Genomic DNA, 18,883 nt, shown 5'->3' on the forward strand with positions numbered 1-18,883 from the left:
ATACGACGCAAGGGAGCTTCATGAACGACACCACCGACCCCCGGTTCGCCGCTCTCGGCGCCCGTCCGGGCAAGATCGTGGCCGTCCACCTGTCGTACGCCTCGCGCGCCGATCAACGCGGCCGACGCCCCGCCGCCCCCTCGTACTTCTTCAAGCCGTCGAGCTCACTGGCCCCCTCGGGTGTCGACATCGAACGCCCCGCGGGTACCGAACTCCTCGCGTTCGAGGGCGAGATCGCGCTGGTCATCGGCACCCCCGCGCGGTGGGTGACTCCGGATGCCGCGTGGTCGCACGTGGCATCCGTCACCGCCGCGAACGACTTCGGCCTCTACGACCTCCGGGCCAACGACAAGGGCTCGAACGTCCGGTCGAAGGGCGGCGACGGCTACACGCCGCTCGGCCCCGCGCTCATCGATGCCCGCGAGGTCGACCCCGAGAACCTGCGGCTGCGCACCTGGGTCGACGGAGAGCTCGTTCAAGACGACTCGACCGCGGGCCTCATCTTCCCCCTCGCCCGGATCGTCGCCGACCTCTCGCAGCACTTCACCCTCGAGACCGGAGACGTCGTCCTCACCGGCACCCCCGCGGGATCCTCGGTCGTCACGCCGGGCCAGGTGGTCGAGGTGCAGGTCGATGCCGGTGCCCTCTCGACAGGGAAGCTCCGCACCACGGTGGTCCAGGGCGACCGGGCGTTCGACGCCGCGATCGGCTCGCTGCCCGCGGCGGACGACACCCAGCGCATCGAGGCATGGGGGTCGGCCGAGGCCGCGGCCGCCGCTGCCACGGGAACAGGGGATGCCACCGGAACAGGGCGATCCGCCGCGAATCAGCCTGTCCCCGCCGAATCCCCTGTTCTCGTGACCGCCACGCCCCCCTCCCTCTCCCCCGCCCTACGCGACAAGCTCTCGCGCGTCCCCGTCGCCGCCCTCAGCGGGCAGCTGCGCAAGCGCGGCCTGAACGACGTGACCATCGACGGGGTGCACCCGCTGACCCCGGGCAGCCGCTTCGTGGGCACGGCCCGGACCCTGCGCTTCGTCCCGCACCGCGAAGACCTCTTCGCGGCCCACGGCGGCGGCCAGAACGCGCAGAAGCGCGCCTTCGACGCGGTCGAAGCGGGCGAGGTCATCGTTATCGAGGCGCGCGGTGAGACCGGATCCGGGACGCTCGGAGACATCCTCGCCCTCCGCGCGCACGCCCGCGGCGCCGCAGCGATCGTGACCGACGGGGGCGTCCGCGACGCCGAGGCCGTGGCCGCCGTCGGAATCCCCGTCTTCACCGCGGGCCCCCACCCCGCCGTCCTCGGAAGGCGCCACGTGCCGTGGGAGACCGACGTGGCCGTCGGCTGCGGCGGCACCACCGTCGAGCCCGGCGACATCCTCGTGGGCGACGGCGACGGGGTCATCGTCATCCCGCCCGCCCTGGCCGACGAGGTGGCCGACGCAGCCCTCGCACAGGAAGAGGAAGATGCGTGGATCGCCCGCCAGGTGGCATCCGGGCATCCCGTCGAGGGCCTCTTCCCGATGAACGCCTCCTGGCGCGCCCGCTTCGACAGCGAGAAGAACGCCTGATGGATGCCAGCACCTCGGCTCGCACGCAGAGCAAGTCGCAGCAGGCGTACCGGTGGATCAAAGACCGCATCGCCTCTCAGGAGTTCACCCCCGGCTACCGGCTCGTCCTGGGCTCGATCGCCGGAGAACTCGACATGAGCGTCGTGCCGGTGCGCGAAGCGATCCGTCAGCTCGAGGCCGAGGGGCTCGTCATGTTCGAGCGCAACGTCGGCGCCCGCGTCTCGATGGTCGACGACACCGCCTACCGCTTCAGCATGCAGGCGCTCAGCCTGCTCGAGGGCGCGGCGACCGCGCTGTCGGCCCGCGCGCTGACCACCGACGACGTGCGACGCGCGCGCCAGGTCAACGAGCTCATGGTCGAGACCCTCGAGCACTTCGATCCGCGGTCCTTCACCGCGCTGAACCAGGAGTTCCACGCGATCCTGTTCGCCAAGTGCGCCAACCCGCGCATGCTCGAACTCGTGCAGGCCGAGTGGGCGCGCCTCGGCCACCTGCGCGACTCCACCTTCAGCTTCGTGCCCGGTCGCGCCGCCGAGTCGGTGCGCGAGCACGAGAACATCCTCGTGCTGATCGAGAACGGCGCCCCGCTCGCCGAGATCGAGAAGGTCTCGCGACGCCACCGCTCGGCGACTCTCGACGCCTACATGATCCACGAGCACCCCGACCAGGTGCTCGGCCTGCCCGCTTTCTGATTCCGGATGCCATCGGCATCCGCCCCCTCCGAAGAAGGAGCATCAATGACCCGCCGTATCCCCGCCGAGCTGCCCGAGCGCATCCAGCACTACATCGGCGGCCGGTTCGTCGACTCCGTCGACGGCGACACGTTCGACGTGCTCGACCCGGTGACCAACCAGACCTACGTCTCGGCCGCCGCCGGCAAGAAAGCCGACATCGACCTCGCGGTCGCCGCCGCCCGCACGGCCTTCACCGAGGGCCCCTGGCCGCGCATGCTCCCCCGCGAGCGTTCGCGCGTGCTCCACCGCATCGCCGACCTCGTCGAATCGCGCGACGAGCGTCTCGCGGAGCTCGAGTCGTTCGACTCGGGGCTCCCGATCACGCAGGCGCTCGGCCAGGCCCGCCGCGCGGCCGAGAACTTCCGCTTCTTCGCCGACCTGATCGTGGCGCAGACCGACGACGCCTTCAAGGTGCCCGGACGCCAGCTCAACTACGTCAACCGCAAGCCGATCGGCGTCGCCGGCCTCATCACGCCGTGGAACACCCCCTTCATGCTCGAGTCGTGGAAGCTCGGTCCCGCCCTGGCCACCGGCAACACCGTGGTGCTCAAGCCCGCGGAGTTCACGCCCCTGTCGGCGTCGCTGTGGGCGGGCATCTTCGAGGAGGCGGGGCTTCCCGAGGGCGTGTTCAACCTCGTCAACGGCCTCGGCGAAGACGCCGGCGATGCCCTGGTGAAGCACCCCGACGTGCCGCTCATCTCGTTCACGGGCGAGAGCAGCACGGGCCAGCTGATCTTCGCCAACGCCGCCCCGTTCCTCAAGGGCCTGTCGATGGAGCTCGGGGGCAAGAGCCCGGCGATCGTCTTCGCGGATGCCGACCTGGACGCCGCGATCGACGCGACCATCTTCGGCGTGTTCTCGCTCAACGGCGAGCGCTGCACCGCGGGGAGCCGCATCCTCGTCGAGCGCTCGGTGTACGACGTCTTCGTCGAGCGCTACGCCGCGCAGGCCGACCGCGTGAAGGTCGGTTATCCCGACGACCCCGCGACCGAGGTCGGGGCGCTCGTGCACCCCGAGCACTACGAGAAGGTCATGTCGTACGTCGAGCTCGGCAAGAGCGAGGGGCGTCTCGTCGCCGGCGGCGGCCGGCCGGAGGATTTCGCGGAGGGCAACTTCGTGCGGCCCACGGTGTTCGCCGACGTCGCGCCCGACGCGCGCATCTTCCAGGAGGAGATCTTCGGACCGGTCGTCGCGATCACGCCCTTCGACACCGACGAAGAAGCCCTCGCTCTGGCGAATAACACGAAGTACGGCCTGGCCGCCTACGTCTGGACCAACGACCTGAAGCGCGCGCACCTGTTCGCCCAGAACGTCGAGGCGGGCATGGTGTGGCTGAACTCCAACAACGTCCGCGACCTGCGCACCCCGTTCGGCGGCGTGAAGGCCTCGGGCCTCGGACACGAGGGCGGCTACCGCTCGATCGACTTCTACACCGATCAACAGGCCGTGCACATCACCCTCGGCCCCGCCCACAACCCCACCTTCGGCAAGGCTCCGAGCCCGGCCCACTGAGCGAGACCCCGCCCCGCGCACGCAGACGCAGACACACACGCAAGGACGCGACCCCATGACGAAGCACACCGAAGAAGAGAAGACCTCCTCCGGGTTCTGGGTGACCCAGGAGGCCCCGATCGTCTCCAACGACCCGATCCCCACCCCGAAGGCCCCCGCACCCGACATCCTGCGCTGCGCGTACATGGAGCTCGTGGTCACCGATCTCGCGGCATCCCGGGTCTTCTACGTCGACGCGCTGGGACTGCACGTCACCGCAGAGGACGACGAGGCGATCTACCTCCGCTCCACCGAGGAGTTCATCCACCACAACCTCGTGCTGCGTCAGGGCGATGTGGCCGCGGTCGCCGCATTCTCGTACCGTGTGCGGTCACCGCACGACCTCGACAAGGCGGTGGCGTTCTACGAGGAGCTCGGCTGCGACGTCCGCCGCGAGCCGGGCGGGTTCACCGAGGGCATCGGCGATTCCGTGCGCGTGGTCGACCCGCTCGGCTTCCCCTACGAGTTCTTCTTCGACACCGAGCACCAGGAGCGCCTCTCGTGGCGCTACGACCTGCACTCCCCCGGTGAGCTCGTGCGCCTCGACCACTTCAACCAGATCACGCCCGACGTCCCCCGCGCGGTGAACTTCATGCAGTCGCTCGGTTTCCGCGTGACCGAGGACATCCAAGACGAGGAGGGCACGGTCTACGCCGCCTGGATGCGCCGCAAGCCCACCGTGCACGACACCGCCATGACCGGCGGCGACGGCCCCCGCATGCACCACGTCTGCTTCGCGACGCACGAGAAGCACAACATCCTGGCCATCTGCGACAAGCTCGGCGCGCTCCGCCGCTCGGATGCCATCGAGCGCGGTCCCGGCCGCCACGGTGTTTCGAACGCGTTCTACCTGTACCTGCGCGACCCCGACGGGCACCGCGTCGAGATCTACACGCAGGACTACTACACCGGCGATCCCGACAACCCCGTCATCACGTGGGACGTGCACGACAATCAGCGCCGCGACTGGTGGGGCAACCCGGTGGTCCCCAGCTGGTACACCGACGGCTCGCTCGTGCTCGACCTCGACGGCAACCCCCAGCCGGTCCGCGCGCGCGAACACTCCAGCGAGATGGCCGTCACGATCGGAGCCGACGGCTTCAGCTACACCCGTGCTCCGGAGGAGCCGGCATCCGCCCCCTCCGCCGAGTTCAAGCTCGGCAACCAGCTCTGACATGCTCACCGACGCACAGATCGACGCCATCGCGGCCGAGCTCGCCGAGGCCGACCGCACGCACGCGGTCATTCCGCGCATCACGGCGAGGTACCCGGATGCCACGGTCGACGACTCGTACCGGATCCAGGGCCGCTGGCGCGACACGCAGCTCGCCGGCGGCCGCACGCTCGTCGGGCGCAAGATCGGGCTGACGTCGAAGGCCATGCAGCAGGCGACCGGCATCACCGAGCCCGACTACGGCGTGATGTTCGACGACACCGTGTACCGCTCGGGGGCCGAGATCCCCGTGGATCACTTCTCGAACGTGCGTATCGAGGTCGAACTCGCCTTCGTGCTGAAGAAACCGCTCGAGGGCCCCGACTGCACGCTCGACGACGCACTGGCCGCGATCGACTACGCCGTGCCGGCCCTGGAGGTGCTCAACTCGCACATCGAGCTCGAGGGCCGCACGATCGTCGACACCATCAGCGACAACGCGGCCTACGGCGCGATGGTGCTCGGCGAGGTGCACAAGCGCCCCGACGAGATCGACCTGCGGTGGGTGCCGGGCGTGCTCAGCCGCAACGGCGAGATCGAGGAGACCGGGGTCGCGGCCGGCGTCCTCGGCCATCCCGCCACCGGCGTCGCCTGGCTCGCGAACAAGTTCGCCCAGCACGGCGCGCGCCTGGAGGCGGGCGAGATCATCCTGGCAGGATCGTTCACGCGCCCGATGTGGGTGTCGCGGGGCGACGACGTCCTCTGCGACTACGGACCGATGGGAACGATCTCGTGCCGCTTCGTCTGACCCCGACATTCCGCGCCGCGCTCGCGGCGTCCGATCGACCTCTCGCGGGGATGTGGGTGTGCTCGGGCAGCACCGTCAGCGCCGAGATCGCCGCGGGCTCGGGCCTGGACTGGCTCCTGCTCGACATGGAGCACTCCGCCACCTCGCTCGAAACCGTGCTCGCGCTGCTGCAGGTGAGCGCCGCGTACCCGGTGACCCCCGTCGTCCGCGTGCCGTGGAACGACCCGGTCGTCATCAAACAGGTGCTCGACCTCGGCGCGCAGAGCCTCATCGTCCCGATGGTGTCCTCGGCCGACGAGGCCCGCGCCGCGGTCGCCGCCACCCGCTATCCGCCCGCCGGGGTTCGCGGGGTCGGGAGCGCCTTGGCCCGCAGCGCGCGCTGGAACCGGATCGACGGGTACCTCGCCGACGCCGCCGAGCACGTCTCGCTCACCGTGCAGATCGAGACGACCGACGGCGTCGCCGCCGCGGCCGATATCGCCGCCGTCGAGGGGGTGGATGCCGTCTTCGTCGGCCCCTCCGACCTCTCGGCATCCATGGGTCTTCTCGGACAGCAGACGCACCCCGACGTGGTCGCCGCCGTGCACGCCGTGTTCGCCGCGGCCCGGGATGCCGGAACCCCGGTCGGCGTGAACGCGTTCGACCCCGCGGTGGCCGAGGCCTACCTCGACGCGGGCGCCGACTTCGTCGCCGTCGGGGCGGACGTCGCCCTGCTCGCGCGGGCTTCCGAGGCGCTCGCTGCGCGGTTCGTCACCGCGCGGGTGGCCTCGGGCGAGCGCGACAGTTACTGACGGCTCCCCGCGAGGCTAGGGAACCCGAGACGCACCCAGCGCCACGAGTTCCGCCCGGGTCGCGACCCCGGCTTTGCGCAGCAGGTTGGACACGTGGAACTTCACGGTGTTCTCGCTGATCCCCAACTGCGTCGCGATGGCGCGGTTGCGCGAGCCGACGATGACGAGCGTGAGCACTTCGCGCTCTCGCGGGCTCAGGTCCACCGCGTCGTCGAGGAACTCGGGGCGCGCCGGCGGGTCGAGAGGAAGCCGCACCGACACCTCCGAGCCCCACCCGGGCGTCGAGGCGACGTCGAAGGCCCCGTTCAGCGCGCTCACCCGTTCAACGATCGGGCGCAGCGAGTCGTCGTGCGCGGTCAGCCGCCCCTCGCCGTCGTCGCGGATCCCGATGAGCAGGTTCAGGCCGTCGCAATCCCACTGGATGCGCACGCGGTGCGGCGCTCCACGGTCGAGCAGGGCCAGTACCGCGCTGCGGACGATCGCGCGCGCTTCGTGCGCGACCTCACCGGGAAGAGCACGCCCGGTGGTCGGCGGCTCGACGAACTGCACGTCGAGGTCGCCGTGGCGCACGAGCGGACGCAGGTCGCTGCGCAGGCGCGCGAAGGCACCGGTGACCGGCTCGAGCAGAACGCCGTGCTGCTGGTCGGTCGAGGTGCGCAGCACCACCAGAGCCGCGGCCGCGGTCTCGGTGGCGAGGGCCCGGGCAGCTCGGTCGTCGAGGCGCGATGAGCGCAGGACCGCGAGCACGGACTCGAGCGTGACCGCGTGCCGATCGGCCTGTTCGGCGACGATGCGTTCGTGCTCGGTGACGAGCGCGCGGGATGCCGGGGAGGCGAGGGCGGGTACGGACGTCACGTGTTCAACCTAGACCACGGCGTGCACCTACCCATTCGGGTAGGTGGCCCCCTGCGGTCGACCGGCCCGTGCGGCGTCCGCACCGGCGCAGCATGGGGTCATGATGTCCCGCGACGACGCCACCGTCGAATCCTCCCTCTCCCGCATCGCCGGAGAGCTGGCATCCGTCGTCGATCGCCTCGCCTCCGAGCCCGGCGATCTCGACCGCGTGCTCGACGTCCTCACCGGGGCCGAGCGCGTCTTCGTCCTCGGCGCAGGACGCTCGGGGCTGGCGCTGCGCATGACCGCGATGCGCCTGATGCACCTCGGCCTCGAGGTGCACGTCGTCGGCGAGACCACGACGCCCGCGATCGGCGCGAAGGACGCCCTGCTGACCGCCAGCGGCTCGGGCACCACCGGAGGCATCGTCCGCGCGGCAGAGACCGCGGCCGATGTCGGCGCCCGCGTCGTCGCGATCACCACCGCGCCCGAATCGCCGCTGGGGCGCGCCGCCGACGCCCTCGTCACCGTTCCCGCCGCCGCCAAGCTCGACCGCTCCGAGGCCGCCTCGACCCAGTACGCGGGCAGCCTCTTCGAGCAGGCCGTCGTGCTCGTGGGAGACGCGATCTTCGACGCCCTCTGGCACCGCTCGGGCCTCTCGGCCGATGAGATCTGGCCGCGCCACGCCAACCTCGAATGACCCACCCCGCAGAGAAGAAGGACCCCCTCATGAAGCTGCAGTTCGCCATGGACACCCTGTCCACCGAAGCCGCCCTCGACCTCGCCGCCGCCGCGGCGCCGCACGTCGACATCCTCGAGCTCGGCACCCCGCTCATCAAGAGCGAGGGCCTCTCCGCCATCACCGCGATCAAGCGCGCGCACCCCGACAAGATCGTCTTCGCCGACCTCAAGACGATGGATGCCGGCGAGCTCGAGGCCGATATCGCCTTCAGCGCCGGTGCTGACCTCGTCACCGTTCTCGGTTCGGCCGGCGACAGCACGATCGCCGGCGCCGTCAAGGCCGCCAAGAAGCACGGCAAGGGTGTGGTCGTCGATCTGATCGGCGTCGCCGACAAGCCCGCCCGCGCCAAGGAGGTCGTGGCCCTCGGCGCCGAGTTCGTCGAGATGCACGCCGGCCTCGACGAGCAGGCCGAGGAAGGCTTCACCTTCAGCACGCTGCTGCGCGACGGCGAGGCGGCCGGTGTGCCGTTCTCCGTCGCCGGAGGCGTCAACACCTCGAGCATCGCCGACGTGCAGAAGTCGGGCGCCCAGGTCGCCGTCGCCGGGAGCGCGATCTACAGCGCCCCCGACGTGGGTGCCGCGGCGGCCGCGTTGCGCGCCGCGATCGTCTGATCGCAGGGCCTCAACGAGAGAGGGACCGGGCCGAAACGGCCCGGTCCCTCTCTGACGTGGAGAGGATCACTCCTCGTCGTCGTCGTCCTCGTCGTCGTCACCGATGATCTCGATGTCCTCGACCTCGAGCTCGGGGGTGAGCTGCACGTGCACGAGGGCGTCGGGGAACGAGGTCTGCCCGGCGAACACGACGATGATCGCGTCGGCGAAGACGCCCACGCCGATCGCCTCGAGGTCGGTGCGCAGGTCCACATCGGTGTCGAGCTCGTCGTCGTCGAGGGCGTCCTCGATGTCGCTCGAGATCTCCTCGACGATCGCGCGCCAGCGCTCCTCGCCGACCGAGAGCACGTCCTTCAGGTTGCTCATGATCGCGTCGAGATCGGGCTCTTCGTCTTCGTCGAGCTCGGGGTCGAGGTCGACCTCCACCTCGACGCCGGCGGCATCCAGGTGTCCGGAACCGATGACGCTGTCTTCGTCGATCTGGGCGTCTTCGAGCAGGCCGCTCTCGGTGACGCGGCGGAGGAGGTCGTTCAGCACAGACTCAGTCATGAGAAAACCTTGCCACGTCGGTCGCGCTCGCGCCTCCCCATTGCGTGCGACGCTCCGTCTGTTCAACCGGCGGCATGCCGCGGTTCACCATCAGACGGCGGTGGCGCGCTCCGCGGCCTCGACGACGTTGGTCATCAGCAGGGCGACCGTCATGGGGCCGACTCCGCCCGGGTTGGGCGAGACGAAGCCGGCGACCTCGGCGACGTCGGGGTGCACGTCGCCGTACACGCGCGACTTGCCGGTCTCGGGGTCGGTCTCGCGCGTGACGCCCACGTCGAGCACCGCGGCGCCGGGTTTGACGTCGGCGGCGCGCACGATGTGCTTCACGCCCGCGGCGGCGACGATGACGTCGGCCTCGCGCAGGTGCTTCGCGAGGTCGGCGGTGCCGGTGTGGGTGAGGGTCACGGTGGCGTTGATCTCACGGCGCGTGAGCAGCAGGCCGATCGAGCGACCGATGGTGACACCTCGACCCACGACGACGACCTCTTTGCCCTTCAGGTCGTAGTCGTTGCGCAGCAGCAGCTCGATGACCCCGCGCGGCGTGCACGCAAGCGGCGTGAGGATCGGCGCGTTGACGTTGAGCACGAGACGCCCGAGGTTGGTGGGGTGCAGGCCGTCGGCATCCTTCGCCGGGTCGATCCGCTCCAGGATCGCGTCGGTGTCGAGGTGCTTCGGCAGCGGCAGCTGCACGATGTAGCCGTGGCAGGCGGGATCGGCGTTGAGGCGGTCGATGACGGCCTCGACCTCTCGCTGCGTCGCCTCGGCGGGCAGCTCCACCTGGATCGAGTTCATGCCGATCGCCTCGGACTGCTTGTGCTTCATGCCGACGTATAGCTGCGAGGCGGGATCCGCGCCCACGAGCACGGTGGCGATCCCGGGCACGATGCCCCGCTCGCGCAGAGCGGCGACACGCTCGGCCAGCTCCGCCTTGATCGCCGCCGACGCGGCCTTTCCGTCGAGAATCGTCGCCGTCATGGCATCCCTCTTCCTGGGTATCGATCGGGGTCGTGCGGGTGAGGTGTCGCACGCATAAACGCTGTCTGGTCGCATAAACGCGCTCTCCTCGCGTTTATGTGCGCAAATCGCGTTTCTGCGTGGGGTGGGGCGGGCGGGCGGGCTGCGATCCGGCGCCGCAGGGACGCTGCGGCAGGTGCCCGGACCGGGGCCATCCGCTGTCACGCATAAACGCTATCCAGTCGCAGAAACGCGTTCTCCCCGCGTTTTCGTGCGCGGATCGCGTTTCTGCGTGGAGTGCACGGGCCGGGCTCGGCGCCCTGGGGCGACCGGACGGGGCGGATGCCGAGACCCCGCGCGGACGCGGGGACCGGGCACCGAGACCCCGCGCGGACGCGGGGACCGGGCACCGAGACCCCGCGCGGACGCGGGGACCGGGCACCGAGACCCGGCACGGACGCGGGGACCGAGGACCGGGACGGGGCCGCACGCGCGACGCCCGCCCCGGCCGGGCTCACTGCTGCAGGTCGGGGTAGAGCGGGAAGGCGTCGGCCAGCTTCGCGACGCGTGCGCGCAGGGCCTCGACGTCGGCGCCGGGGATCAACGCGAGCGCGATGATGTCGGCCACCTCGGTGAACTCGGCGTCGCCGAAGCCGCGGGTCGCGAGCGCCGGGGTCCCGATGCGCAGGCCCGACGTCACCATCGGCGGGCGCGGGTCGTTCGGCACGGCGTTGCGGTTCACGGTGATGTGGATGTCGTGCAGCAGGTCTTCGGCCTGCTTGCCGTCGATCTCGGCTTCGCGCAGGTCCACGAGCACGAGGTGCACGTCGGTGCCGCCCGAGCGCACGGCGATGCCGGCGTTCTTGACGTCGTCCTGGGTGAGGCGGTCGGCGAGGATCGAGGCACCGCGCAGGGTGCGCTCCTGGCGCTCCTTGAACTCGGGCGTCATGGCGAGCTTGAACGCGGTGGCCTTGGCGGCGATCACGTGCATGAGCGGGCCGCCCTGCTGGCCCGGGAAGACCGCGGTGTTGATCTTCTTCGCGAGGGCCTCGTCGTTGGTGAGGATGAGGCCCGAACGGGGACCGCCGATCGTCTTGTGCACGGTGGTCGAGACGACGTGCGCGTGCGGGATCGGCGAGGGGTGCACGCCCGCGGCGACGAGACCGGCGAAGTGCGCCATGTCGACCCACAGCAGCGCGCCCACCTCGTCGGCGATCGCGCGGAAGGCGGCGAAGTCGAGCTGACGGGGGTATGCCGACCAGCCGGCGATGATGACCTTCGGCTTGTGCTCGACGGCGAGGCGGCGCACCTCGTCCATGTCGATGATCGAGGTCTCGGGGTCGACGCCGTAGGCGACGATGTCGTACAGACGACCCGAGAAGTTGATCTTCATGCCGTGGGTCAGGTGACCGCCCTGGTCGAGGGCGAGACCGAGCAGCGTGTCGCCGGGGCGGGCGATCGCGTGCAGCACGGCGGCGTTGGCCGACGCACCGGAGTGCGGCTGGACGTTGGCGAACTCGGCGCCGAACAGGGTCTTCGCCCGCTCGATCGCGAGCGACTCGGCGACGTCGACCTCTTCGCAACCGCCGTAGTACCGGCGACCGGGGTAGCCCTCGGCGTACTTGTTGGTCAGCACCGAGCCCTGCGACTGCAGCACCGAGACGGGAACGAAGTTCTCGGACGCGATCATCTCGAGGAAGCCGCGCTGGCGGTTGAGCTCGCGCTCGAGGACCTCGGCGATCTCGGGGTCGACCTCCGAGAGAGGGGCGTTGAAGTACGGATCGGTCATGCGATCTCCTTGACGATGGTTCCGGATGCCGCGGGCTCGGCGAGCCCGCGTAGATACCGCACCGACCCAGGCGTGCGGTCGAATACCGTCAAGCGGTCGCTCCCCGGTGGTTCCCCACCTCAACGCCAGTCGCGACGGTGCCACTTTAGCGGGTAAACCCGCCGCCGCCCCACGCATCTCGGCATCCACCGTTCCTCCACAGGGGGATCTCGGAGCGCGCGGTCCACTCGACACCGAGGCATCGCGGATGCCGGGCTCCGAGGCCCGCGTAAAATGGCGGAGTGACCGACTCCCGCAACGTCCGCGCCCAGGCGCCCCTCGCTCCCGGCATGCGCCCCCGGCCGTCGGCATTGGAGATCGGCAGTGTCATCTGCGGCCTGTTCGCCTTCGTGACCCTCGCCATCTGGGGCTTCCTGGCGTGGCCGTTCCCGTGGAACATCGTCGCCGGCATCGGCGCCCCGGCCCTGGCGATCCTGGTGTGGGCACTGTTCGTCTCACCGCGGGCCGTGCTCGCCGTGCACCCCTTCGTGCGCGCGCTCGTCGAGCTGTTCGTCTACGCCGCCGCCACCGTCGCGTGGTGGAGCATGGGTCAAGCCTGGATCGGCCTGGTCTTCGCGATCGTCGCCGTCGTCCTCGGCGCGCTGAACGGGCGACGGCGCCTGGCATGACCGCCGAGGTCGTCGCGCTGCTCCGGGCCGAGCTCGGCGCGCGCGTCGACACAGACCCCGCCGCCCTCGAGGCGGCTCGCGCCGACAAGTCGGGCCACGCCGCCGAGGGCCTGCCCCTCGCCGTCGTGCACGCGGCATCCGTCGCCGATGTCCAGGCGGTGATGCGCATCGCCACCGCCACCCGCACCCCCGTCGTCCCCCGCGGAGCCGGCACCGGACTCGCGGGCGGAGCGAACACCGGCGGCGGCGAGATCAGCCTCTCGGTGCGCGGCATGGACCGTGTGCTCGAGGTCCGCCCCGACGACCTCCTGGCCGTGGTCGAACCCGGCATCCTGAACGCCGAGCTCAACACGCGCCTCGAACCGCACGGCGTGTGGTGGGCCCCCGATCCGGCGAGCCGCGAGATCTCGACCGTCGGCGGCAACATCGCCACCGGCGCCGGCGGACTCCTGTGCGCCAAGTACGGCGTCGTGCGCGATGCGGTGCTCGGCGTCGACGTCGTCCTCGCCGACGGACGCCTCATGCGTTTCGGTCACCGCAGCGTCAAGGGCGTGACCGGCCTCGACCTCACCTCGCTCGTCATCGGCTCGGAGGGGACCCTCGGGGTCGTCGTGGGCGCCACCCTCAAGCTCCGCCGCCTCGTCGAGGGCGAACGCGTCACTCTCACCGCGCTGTTCGACGGTGTCCGCGCCGCCGCCGTCGCGTCCGCCGCGGTCACAGCCTCGGGAGTGCAGCCCGCGATCATGGAGTTGATGGATGCCACCAGCCTCGCCGCCGCGCATCGCCTGCTGTCCCTGCCCGCTCCTCCCGAGGGCGCCGCGCAGCTGACCATCCAGACCGACGGCCCGGTCGCCGCCGACGAGGCGGCCGAGATCGCCGAGGTTCTCCGCGAGGCGGGCGGCGCTGTCGCCGTGGCGGCGGACGCCGCCGAGGGCGAGGCGCTCCTGGCCGTCCGCCGCGCCATGCACCCCGCGATGGAGACGCTCGGCACCACCCTCATCGAAGACGTCTCGGTGCCGCGCAGCGCTCTGCCCGACATGTTCGACGAGATCGCGCGGATCGAACGGCAGTTCGGTCTGGTCATTCCCGCGGTCGCGCACGCCGGCGACGGTAACCTGCACCCGAACTTCGTGTTCGAGGGTCCCGAGGTGCCGCCGGTGGTGTGGGAGGCGGCCGAGGAACTGTTCCGCGCCGCACTCGCGCTCGGCGGAACCCTCACCGGCGAGCACGGGATCGGCGTGCTGAAGCGCCGCTGGTTGATCGACGAGCTCGGCGACGACCAGTGGGCCCTGCAGCGCGACATCGCGCGAGTGTTCGACCCGCTCGGCATCCTGAACCCGGGGAAGGTCTTCAGCGTCTGACCTCCGCCTGGCGCGCAGGCGACGTGATCAGACCGTGATATTGCTCAAGGCGTATCCGCAAGATCCGCTCGTAGCATAAGAAGACTGACTATCGGGGGGTTTGACTCATGACCGACGGCGCACCTGGCACCGACGGCGCAACCTACGCCTGGGCACCGCCCGAGCCGACGAAGCGCAAGAACCGTTCCGGCCTGTGGATCGGCATCCCCGCCGGTGCGACGGCCGTGGCTCTCATCGCCGCCTCCCTCGTGCTGATCGCGCCGGGCGCCTCGGTCGCGGGTGTGCAGATCGGCGGTCTCACCGCCGGTGCCGCGGCCCAGGCCATCTCGAACCGCCTCGCCGAGACCACGGTCACCGTCGACTCCCCCGCCGGCGCCGTCACCGTCACCGGTGCCGACCTCGGCGCGACCGTCGACGCGGCGGCCCTCGCCGACAAGGCCTTCTCCGACAACCCGATGTGGAAGCCCGCTTCGTGGTTCCCCGAGGGCACCGGGGTGCAGGTGCAGGTGAATGCCGACCAGGCCGCGACCGCGCTGAAGAACCGCGCCCCCGGCACCTACCGCGCCCCCGTCGACGCGACCATCGCGTACGACGCCGGCTCGCAGGCGTACGTGACCACTCCCGCCGAAGCGGGCGAGGGCATCGACGTCGCCGCCGTGATCTCGGCGCTGCAGTCGGCTTTCGACGCCGGCCAGCCCGCCACCACCGTCGACGCCACCCTCGTCCCCGTCGATGCCCCCGTATCGACCGACGAGGCGAACGCCGCCGTGGCCACGCTCAACGGCATCCTCGACTCGGCAGGCTTCTACGTCGGCGAAGAGCGCACCGTCCCCGTCGACCGCGCGACCGCCGCATCGTGGCTCACCGTCACCCCCGACGGCAAGGGCGACTTCGCCATCTCGGCCGACGCCGCCGCGATCCAGTCCGCCGTTGCCGGCCTGCCCGGTGCGGTCGACCGCGCTCCCGTCAACGCCGACGTCATCGTCGACACCGGCGGAGAGGTCATCAAGGCGCTCACCGAGGGCCAGACCGGTCGCACGCTCGGTGACACCAGCGGTGTGGCCGCGGCCTTCGCGAAACAGCTCGCCGAGGGCAACGGGCGTTACGCCCTCCCCGTCACCGAGACGGCCTTCGACACCACCAAGACCGAGCGCCGGATCGACGTCAACCTGAGCACGCAGACCACGACGCTCTGGCAGAACGGCCAGGTGTACCGTACGTACACGATCTCGTCGGGCGCGGGCGACCACGCCACCCACACCGGAAACTTCCGCATCGGCTGGAAGACCGCGATGCAGGACATGGGCTGCGTTCCCGGCTACGACTACTGCACCAAGGACGTCCCCTGGGTGGCGTACTTCAACGGTGACGAGGGCTTCCACGGCACCTACTGGCACAACAATTTCGGGACGCCGATGAGCCACGGCTGCATCAACATGACGATCCCGCAGGCCAAGGAGCTCTACGACTGGGCCTACCGCGGTACCGAGGTCTCGGTCCACTACTGAGCCCGGGTCTTCGAGGGGGTGGATGCCATCGGCATCCGCCCCCTCTTCCGTTTCCGTGGCCCTTGCCGGCGTCTCGCGGAGCGTGAGCAACCGCGAAGTGCTGTTCGGGCTCTCGTCCGGTGTCCTCCGTAAACGCGAAAGGGGCGGATGCCATCGGCATCCGCCCCTTTCGGGTTCCGGCTCAGCGCAGGGCGTCGACCACCGCGTTCAGCGTGGCCGAGGGGCGCATGACCTTCTCGACGAGTTCCGTGTTCGGGCGGTAGTACCCGCCGATCTCGGCGTGGTGCCCCTGGACGGCGTTCAGCTCGGCGACGATCGTCTGCTCCGAGGCTTCCAGCTTCTCGGCGACCGGGGCGAAGACCTCGGCGAGGGCGGCGTCCGTCGACTGCTTCGCCAGCTCCTGCGCCCAGTACAGGGCGAGGTAGAAGTGGCTTCCGCGGTTGTCGATCGTGCCGAGGGCACGGCCGGGCGACTTGTCGTTCTCGAGGAACGTGCCGGTCGCCGCGTCCAGCGTCTGCGCGAGCACGCGCGCGCGCTCGTTGCCCGTCGTGTCGGCGAGGTGCTCGAGCGAGGCCGCGAGTGCGAAGAACTCGCCCAGCGAGTCCCAGCGGAGGTAGTCCTCTTCCACGAGCTGCTGCACGTGCTTCGGGGCCGAACCGCCCGCACCGGTCTCGAACAGGCCGCCGCCCGCGAGCAGCGGAACGATCGAGAGCATCTTGGCGCTCGTGCCCACCTCGAGGATCGGGAACAGGTCGGTCAGGTAGTCGCGCAGCACGTTGCCGGTGACCGAGATCGTGTCCTCGCCGCGGCGGATGCGCTCGAGCGAGTACGTCGTGGCCGCAGCGGGGGCGAGGATCTCGATCGTGAGGCCCTCGGTGTCGTGGTCGGCGAGGTACTCGTTGACCTTGGCGATGAGGTTGCGGTCGTGCGCGCGGGTCTCGTCGAGCCAGAACACGGCCGGAACCCCGGTCGCGCGGGCGCGGGTGACGGCGAGCTTCACCCAGTCGCGGACGGCGACGTCTTTGGTCTGGGTCGCGCGCCAGATGTCACCGGTGTTCACCTCGTGCTCGAGAAGCACGTCGCCGTTCGAGGCGACGACCTGCACGCGGCCGGGCGCGGGGATCTCGAACGTCTTGTCGTGGCTGCCGTACTCCTCGGCCGCCTGGGCCATGAGGCCGACATTCGGAACCGACCCGATGGTGGCCGGATCCAGCGGACCGTTGGCGATGACGTCCTCGATCGTCGCCTGGTACACCCCGGCGTACGAGGAGTCGGGGATCACGGCGAGGGTGTCGTCCTCTCCCCCGTCGGCGCCCCACAGCTTGCCGCCGTTGCGGATCAGCGCCGGCATCGAGGCGTCGACGATCACGTCGCTCGGCACGTGCAGGTTGGTGATGCCCTTGTCGCTGTTGACGTACGACAGGCGGGGGCCGGATGCCAGCGCATCGCGGATCTCGGAGGCGATGGCGTCGCCGCCCTCGACGTTCGACAGACCCGAGAGGATCGAGCCGAGGCCGTCATTGGGGGTGAGGCCCGCGGCGGCGAGAGCATCGCCGTGGCGGTCGAACACGTCGGCGAAGAACGCCTTGACGACGTGACCGAAGATGATCGGGTCGCTGACCTTCATCATCGTGGCCTTGAGATGCACCGAGTAGAGCACGTCGTCGGACTTCGCTTCGGCCAACGTGTCGGCGAGGAAAGCGTCGAGGGCCGCGGCCGAGAGGAAGGTGGCATCCACGATCTCGCCCTGGAGGACCTTCAGGCCCTCTTTGAGCGCCTTCGTGGTGCCGTCGGCCGCCACGTGCTGGATCGTGAGCACGTCGTCGTCGGCGAGGACGACCGACTTCTCGTTCGAGCGGAAGTCGTCGTGACCGAGGGTCGCGACGCGGGTCTTCGAGCCCTCGGCGAACGCCTTGTTGCGGTGCGGGTGCTTCTTCGCGTAGTTCTTCACCGCGAGCGGCGCGCGACGGTCGCTGTTGCCCTCGCGCAGCACGGGGTTCACGGCGGATCCCTTGATGCGGTCGTAGCGGGCGCGCACGTCCTTGTCTTCGACGCTCGACGCCTCGTCCGGGTAGTCCGGGATGTCGTAGCCCTGCGACTGGAGCTCGGCGATGGCCGCCTTCAGCTGCGGGATGGATGCCGAGATGTTGGGCAGCTTGATGATGTTCGCCTCAGGCAGCGTCGCGAGACCGCCCAGCTCGGCCAGCGCGTCGCCGACCTGCTGCTCGGGGGTGAGGCGCTGCGGGAAGGCCGCGAGGATGCGGCCGGCGAGCGAGATGTCGCGGGTCTCGACGTCGACACCCGCCTGCTTCGTGACGGCCTGCACGATGGGCAGGAACGACGCGGTGGCAAGTGCCGGCGCCTCGTCGGTGTACGTGTAGATGATGGTGGAATCGGGCACGTCAGATCTCTCCGTAGAGGCGGCCAGGGTTGTGTTTCAGCCTATCGCACGTGGGCAAAGTCTCTTGATATCGAGATAGTTCACGGATGATCCCCACCCCGCGGGAAGCCGCATCTCAGGCGCGGATGCCGTGTTCTCGAGCGGTCTTCGGATGCGCCAGGGTGTCACGGGTGAGATCCGCAACGCGCATCCACCCGGGCCCGTCGATGCGGATACCGCCGGCGACGAGGGCGTCGATCGCGGCGTCCACTTCCCGCGGGCGCAGCGAGGGGACAGGAGGCTCCCTCGACGCATGCGGGGGCATGAGCTCTTGGGGGCGCGGTGGCGGCGCGCTAGCCTGGGCCCATGGCTGACCTGCGTCTCGTCGAACTGTCCGCCGCCACGATCGTGGCGGTGAACACCCTCTCGCTCAAGCCCGGGCAGGAGCAGTTCCTCGCTCCGGTCAGCTACGGCATCGCCGCGACGGTCAGCAACCCGCAGACCTCGTGGCAGCGCGTCGTGCTCGACGCCGACGAGGTCGTGGGCTTCGTCAGCGCCAACTTCGACCCCGAAGCACCCGAGGAGCACTTCCGCTCCGTGCTGTGGCGCATCAACGTCGACGCCGACGAGCAGGGCCGCGGCGTCGGGAGCTTCGCCATCGCCGCCGTGCTCGAAGAGGCCCGCGGTCGCGGCATGGATCACGTCGACGTCATCTACGAGCCCGGTGTCGGCGGACCCGAGGCCTTCTTCCAGCGCGTGGGCTTCGAGCCCGTCGGCGAGACGGAGTACGGCGAGATCGTCGCCCGCGTGAACGTCTGACGGCGGTCGCACCCGCTTTCGTGCGCGGCGCCACCCTTGCCGCGCGAGCGACCCCGGTGGTGG

18 protein-coding genes and 1 riboswitch are annotated in these 18,883 nt (G+C 70.3%); of the genes, 12 read left to right on the top strand and 6 right to left on the bottom strand.

Annotated features, from left to right (window positions below; translation table 11 throughout):
* Positions 1–20 precede the first annotated feature (20 nt).
* The 6 genes from QE454_RS00825 to QE454_RS00850 are packed head-to-tail and all read left to right on the top strand — an operon-like array spanning position 21 to position 6,605.
* A complete protein-coding gene (locus tag QE454_RS00825; RefSeq protein WP_307459013.1) occupies positions 21–1,568 on the top strand; it encodes a fumarylacetoacetate hydrolase family protein in 1,548 nt (515 codons plus the stop codon).
* On the top strand, positions 1,568–2,260 hold the full coding sequence (locus tag QE454_RS00830) for a GntR family transcriptional regulator (protein ID WP_307459009.1): 693 nt from the start codon (positions 1,568–1,570) through the stop codon (positions 2,258–2,260). The genes QE454_RS00825 and QE454_RS00830 overlap by 1 nt, the downstream gene beginning before the upstream one ends.
* 45 nt (positions 2,261–2,305) lie before the next feature.
* A complete protein-coding gene (hpaE, locus tag QE454_RS00835) occupies positions 2,306–3,814 on the top strand; it encodes a 5-carboxymethyl-2-hydroxymuconate semialdehyde dehydrogenase (RefSeq protein WP_307459006.1) in 1,509 nt (502 codons plus the stop codon).
* A 55-nt stretch (positions 3,815–3,869) separates the two neighbouring features.
* Positions 3,870–5,027: a 3,4-dihydroxyphenylacetate 2,3-dioxygenase gene (hpaD, locus tag QE454_RS00840; RefSeq protein ID WP_307459002.1), complete on the top strand. Its 1,158-nt coding sequence runs from the start codon at positions 3,870–3,872 to the stop codon at positions 5,025–5,027.
* 1 nt (position 5,028) lies between these two features.
* A complete protein-coding gene (locus QE454_RS00845) occupies positions 5,029–5,814 on the top strand; it encodes a fumarylacetoacetate hydrolase family protein (protein WP_307458998.1) in 786 nt (261 codons plus the stop codon).
* Complete coding sequence (locus QE454_RS00850; RefSeq protein ID WP_307458994.1) at positions 5,799–6,605, top strand: aldolase/citrate lyase family protein; 807 nt, start codon at positions 5,799–5,801, stop codon at positions 6,603–6,605. Before QE454_RS00845 ends, QE454_RS00850 begins: the two co-directional genes overlap by 16 nt.
* Before the next feature lie 15 nt (positions 6,606–6,620).
* On the opposite strand, the gene QE454_RS00855 is transcribed toward QE454_RS00850, so the two are convergent.
* Complete coding sequence (locus tag QE454_RS00855; protein WP_307458991.1) at positions 6,621–7,460, bottom strand: LuxR C-terminal-related transcriptional regulator; 840 nt, start codon at positions 7,458–7,460, stop codon at positions 6,621–6,623.
* A gap of 100 nt (positions 7,461–7,560) precedes the next feature.
* Between QE454_RS00855 and hxlB the strand changes: the two genes are divergently transcribed.
* Entirely contained in the window at positions 7,561–8,139 is a 579-nt protein-coding gene (hxlB, locus tag QE454_RS00860) for a 6-phospho-3-hexuloisomerase (protein ID WP_307458986.1), read from the top strand.
* Positions 8,140–8,168: 29 nt separating this feature from the next.
* Positions 8,169–8,792: a 3-hexulose-6-phosphate synthase gene (hxlA, locus tag QE454_RS00865; RefSeq protein ID WP_210072196.1), complete on the top strand. Its 624-nt coding sequence runs from the start codon at positions 8,169–8,171 to the stop codon at positions 8,790–8,792.
* A 66-nt stretch (positions 8,793–8,858) separates the two neighbouring features.
* On the opposite strand, the gene QE454_RS00870 is transcribed toward hxlA, so the two are convergent.
* From QE454_RS00870 to glyA, 3 genes are all read right to left on the bottom strand, one after another.
* The gene (locus tag QE454_RS00870) at positions 8,859–9,341 is read right to left on the bottom strand and encodes a cytochrome C5 (protein ID WP_210072197.1); all 483 of its coding nucleotides are present in this window, start codon (positions 9,339–9,341) and stop codon (positions 8,859–8,861) included.
* 90 nt (positions 9,342–9,431) lie between these two features.
* Positions 9,432–10,316 (bottom strand): bifunctional methylenetetrahydrofolate dehydrogenase/methenyltetrahydrofolate cyclohydrolase, encoded by an 885-nt coding sequence (locus QE454_RS00875; protein WP_307458981.1) that lies wholly within the window; start codon positions 10,314–10,316, stop codon positions 9,432–9,434.
* A gap of 493 nt (positions 10,317–10,809) precedes the next feature.
* On the bottom strand, positions 10,810–12,084 hold the full coding sequence (gene glyA, locus QE454_RS00880; protein ID WP_307458977.1) for a serine hydroxymethyltransferase: 1,275 nt from the start codon (positions 12,082–12,084) through the stop codon (positions 10,810–10,812).
* A gap of 57 nt (positions 12,085–12,141) precedes the next feature.
* Positions 12,142–12,227, bottom strand: a riboswitch (ZMP/ZTP riboswitch).
* 138 nt (positions 12,228–12,365) lie between these two features.
* On the opposite strand from glyA, the gene QE454_RS00885 reads away from it, so the two are divergent.
* The 3 genes from QE454_RS00885 to QE454_RS00895 all read left to right on the top strand — a co-directional run bounded on the left by QE454_RS00885 (position 12,366) and on the right by QE454_RS00895 (position 15,621).
* Positions 12,366–12,752 (top strand): YrdB family protein, encoded by a 387-nt coding sequence (locus QE454_RS00885; protein ID WP_267786283.1) that lies wholly within the window; start codon positions 12,366–12,368, stop codon positions 12,750–12,752.
* Positions 12,749–14,113, top strand: coding sequence for an FAD-binding oxidoreductase (locus tag QE454_RS00890; protein WP_267786282.1), 1,365 nt, complete (start codon positions 12,749–12,751; stop codon positions 14,111–14,113). The genes QE454_RS00885 and QE454_RS00890 overlap by 4 nt, the downstream gene beginning before the upstream one ends.
* A gap of 107 nt (positions 14,114–14,220) precedes the next feature.
* On the top strand, positions 14,221–15,621 hold the full coding sequence (locus QE454_RS00895; protein ID WP_267786281.1) for a L,D-transpeptidase family protein: 1,401 nt from the start codon (positions 14,221–14,223) through the stop codon (positions 15,619–15,621).
* A 181-nt stretch (positions 15,622–15,802) separates the two neighbouring features.
* Here QE454_RS00895 and QE454_RS00900 read toward each other — a convergent pair whose 3' ends face one another.
* Positions 15,803–18,022, bottom strand: coding sequence for an NADP-dependent isocitrate dehydrogenase (locus QE454_RS00900; protein ID WP_309668493.1), 2,220 nt, complete (start codon positions 18,020–18,022; stop codon positions 15,803–15,805).
* Positions 18,023–18,137: 115 nt separating this feature from the next.
* Positions 18,138–18,272 carry a hypothetical protein gene (locus QE454_RS00905; RefSeq protein WP_307458970.1) on the bottom strand — a complete coding sequence of 45 codons (135 nt, stop codon included), beginning with the start codon at positions 18,270–18,272 and terminating at the stop codon, positions 18,138–18,140.
* 95 nt (positions 18,273–18,367) lie between these two features.
* Between QE454_RS00905 and QE454_RS00910 the strand changes: the two genes are divergently transcribed.
* On the top strand, positions 18,368–18,820 hold the full coding sequence (locus QE454_RS00910; protein WP_210072204.1) for an N-acetyltransferase: 453 nt from the start codon (positions 18,368–18,370) through the stop codon (positions 18,818–18,820).
* The last annotated feature ends 63 nt before the right edge of the window (positions 18,821–18,883 follow it).

The organism is Microbacterium sp. SORGH_AS_0454 (genome assembly GCF_031453395.1).
Classification (GTDB): domain Bacteria; phylum Actinomycetota; class Actinomycetes; order Actinomycetales; family Microbacteriaceae; genus Microbacterium.

Coding starts and splice junctions, on each gene's coding strand:
- QE454_RS00910 (WP_210072204.1), top strand. CDS start 18,368: ATGGCTGACCTGCGTCTCGTCGAACTGTCCGCCGCCACGATCGTGGCG.
- hxlB (WP_307458986.1), top strand. CDS start 7,561: ATGATGTCCCGCGACGACGCCACCGTCGAATCCTCCCTCTCCCGCATC.
- QE454_RS00890 (WP_267786282.1), top strand. CDS start 12,749: ATGACCGCCGAGGTCGTCGCGCTGCTCCGGGCCGAGCTCGGCGCGCGC.
- QE454_RS00895 (WP_267786281.1), top strand. CDS start 14,221: ATGACCGACGGCGCACCTGGCACCGACGGCGCAACCTACGCCTGGGCA.
- QE454_RS00825 (WP_307459013.1), top strand. CDS start 21: ATGAACGACACCACCGACCCCCGGTTCGCCGCTCTCGGCGCCCGTCCG.
- QE454_RS00870 (WP_210072197.1), bottom strand. CDS start 9,341: ATGACTGAGTCTGTGCTGAACGACCTCCTCCGCCGCGTCACCGAGAGC.
- hpaD (WP_307459002.1), top strand. CDS start 3,870: ATGACGAAGCACACCGAAGAAGAGAAGACCTCCTCCGGGTTCTGGGTG.
- glyA (WP_307458977.1), bottom strand. CDS start 12,084: ATGACCGATCCGTACTTCAACGCCCCTCTCTCGGAGGTCGACCCCGAG.
- hpaE (WP_307459006.1), top strand. CDS start 2,306: ATGACCCGCCGTATCCCCGCCGAGCTGCCCGAGCGCATCCAGCACTAC.
- QE454_RS00875 (WP_307458981.1), bottom strand. CDS start 10,316: ATGACGGCGACGATTCTCGACGGAAAGGCCGCGTCGGCGGCGATCAAG.
- hxlA (WP_210072196.1), top strand. CDS start 8,169: ATGAAGCTGCAGTTCGCCATGGACACCCTGTCCACCGAAGCCGCCCTC.
- QE454_RS00845 (WP_307458998.1), top strand. CDS start 5,029: ATGCTCACCGACGCACAGATCGACGCCATCGCGGCCGAGCTCGCCGAG.
- QE454_RS00830 (WP_307459009.1), top strand. CDS start 1,568: ATGGATGCCAGCACCTCGGCTCGCACGCAGAGCAAGTCGCAGCAGGCG.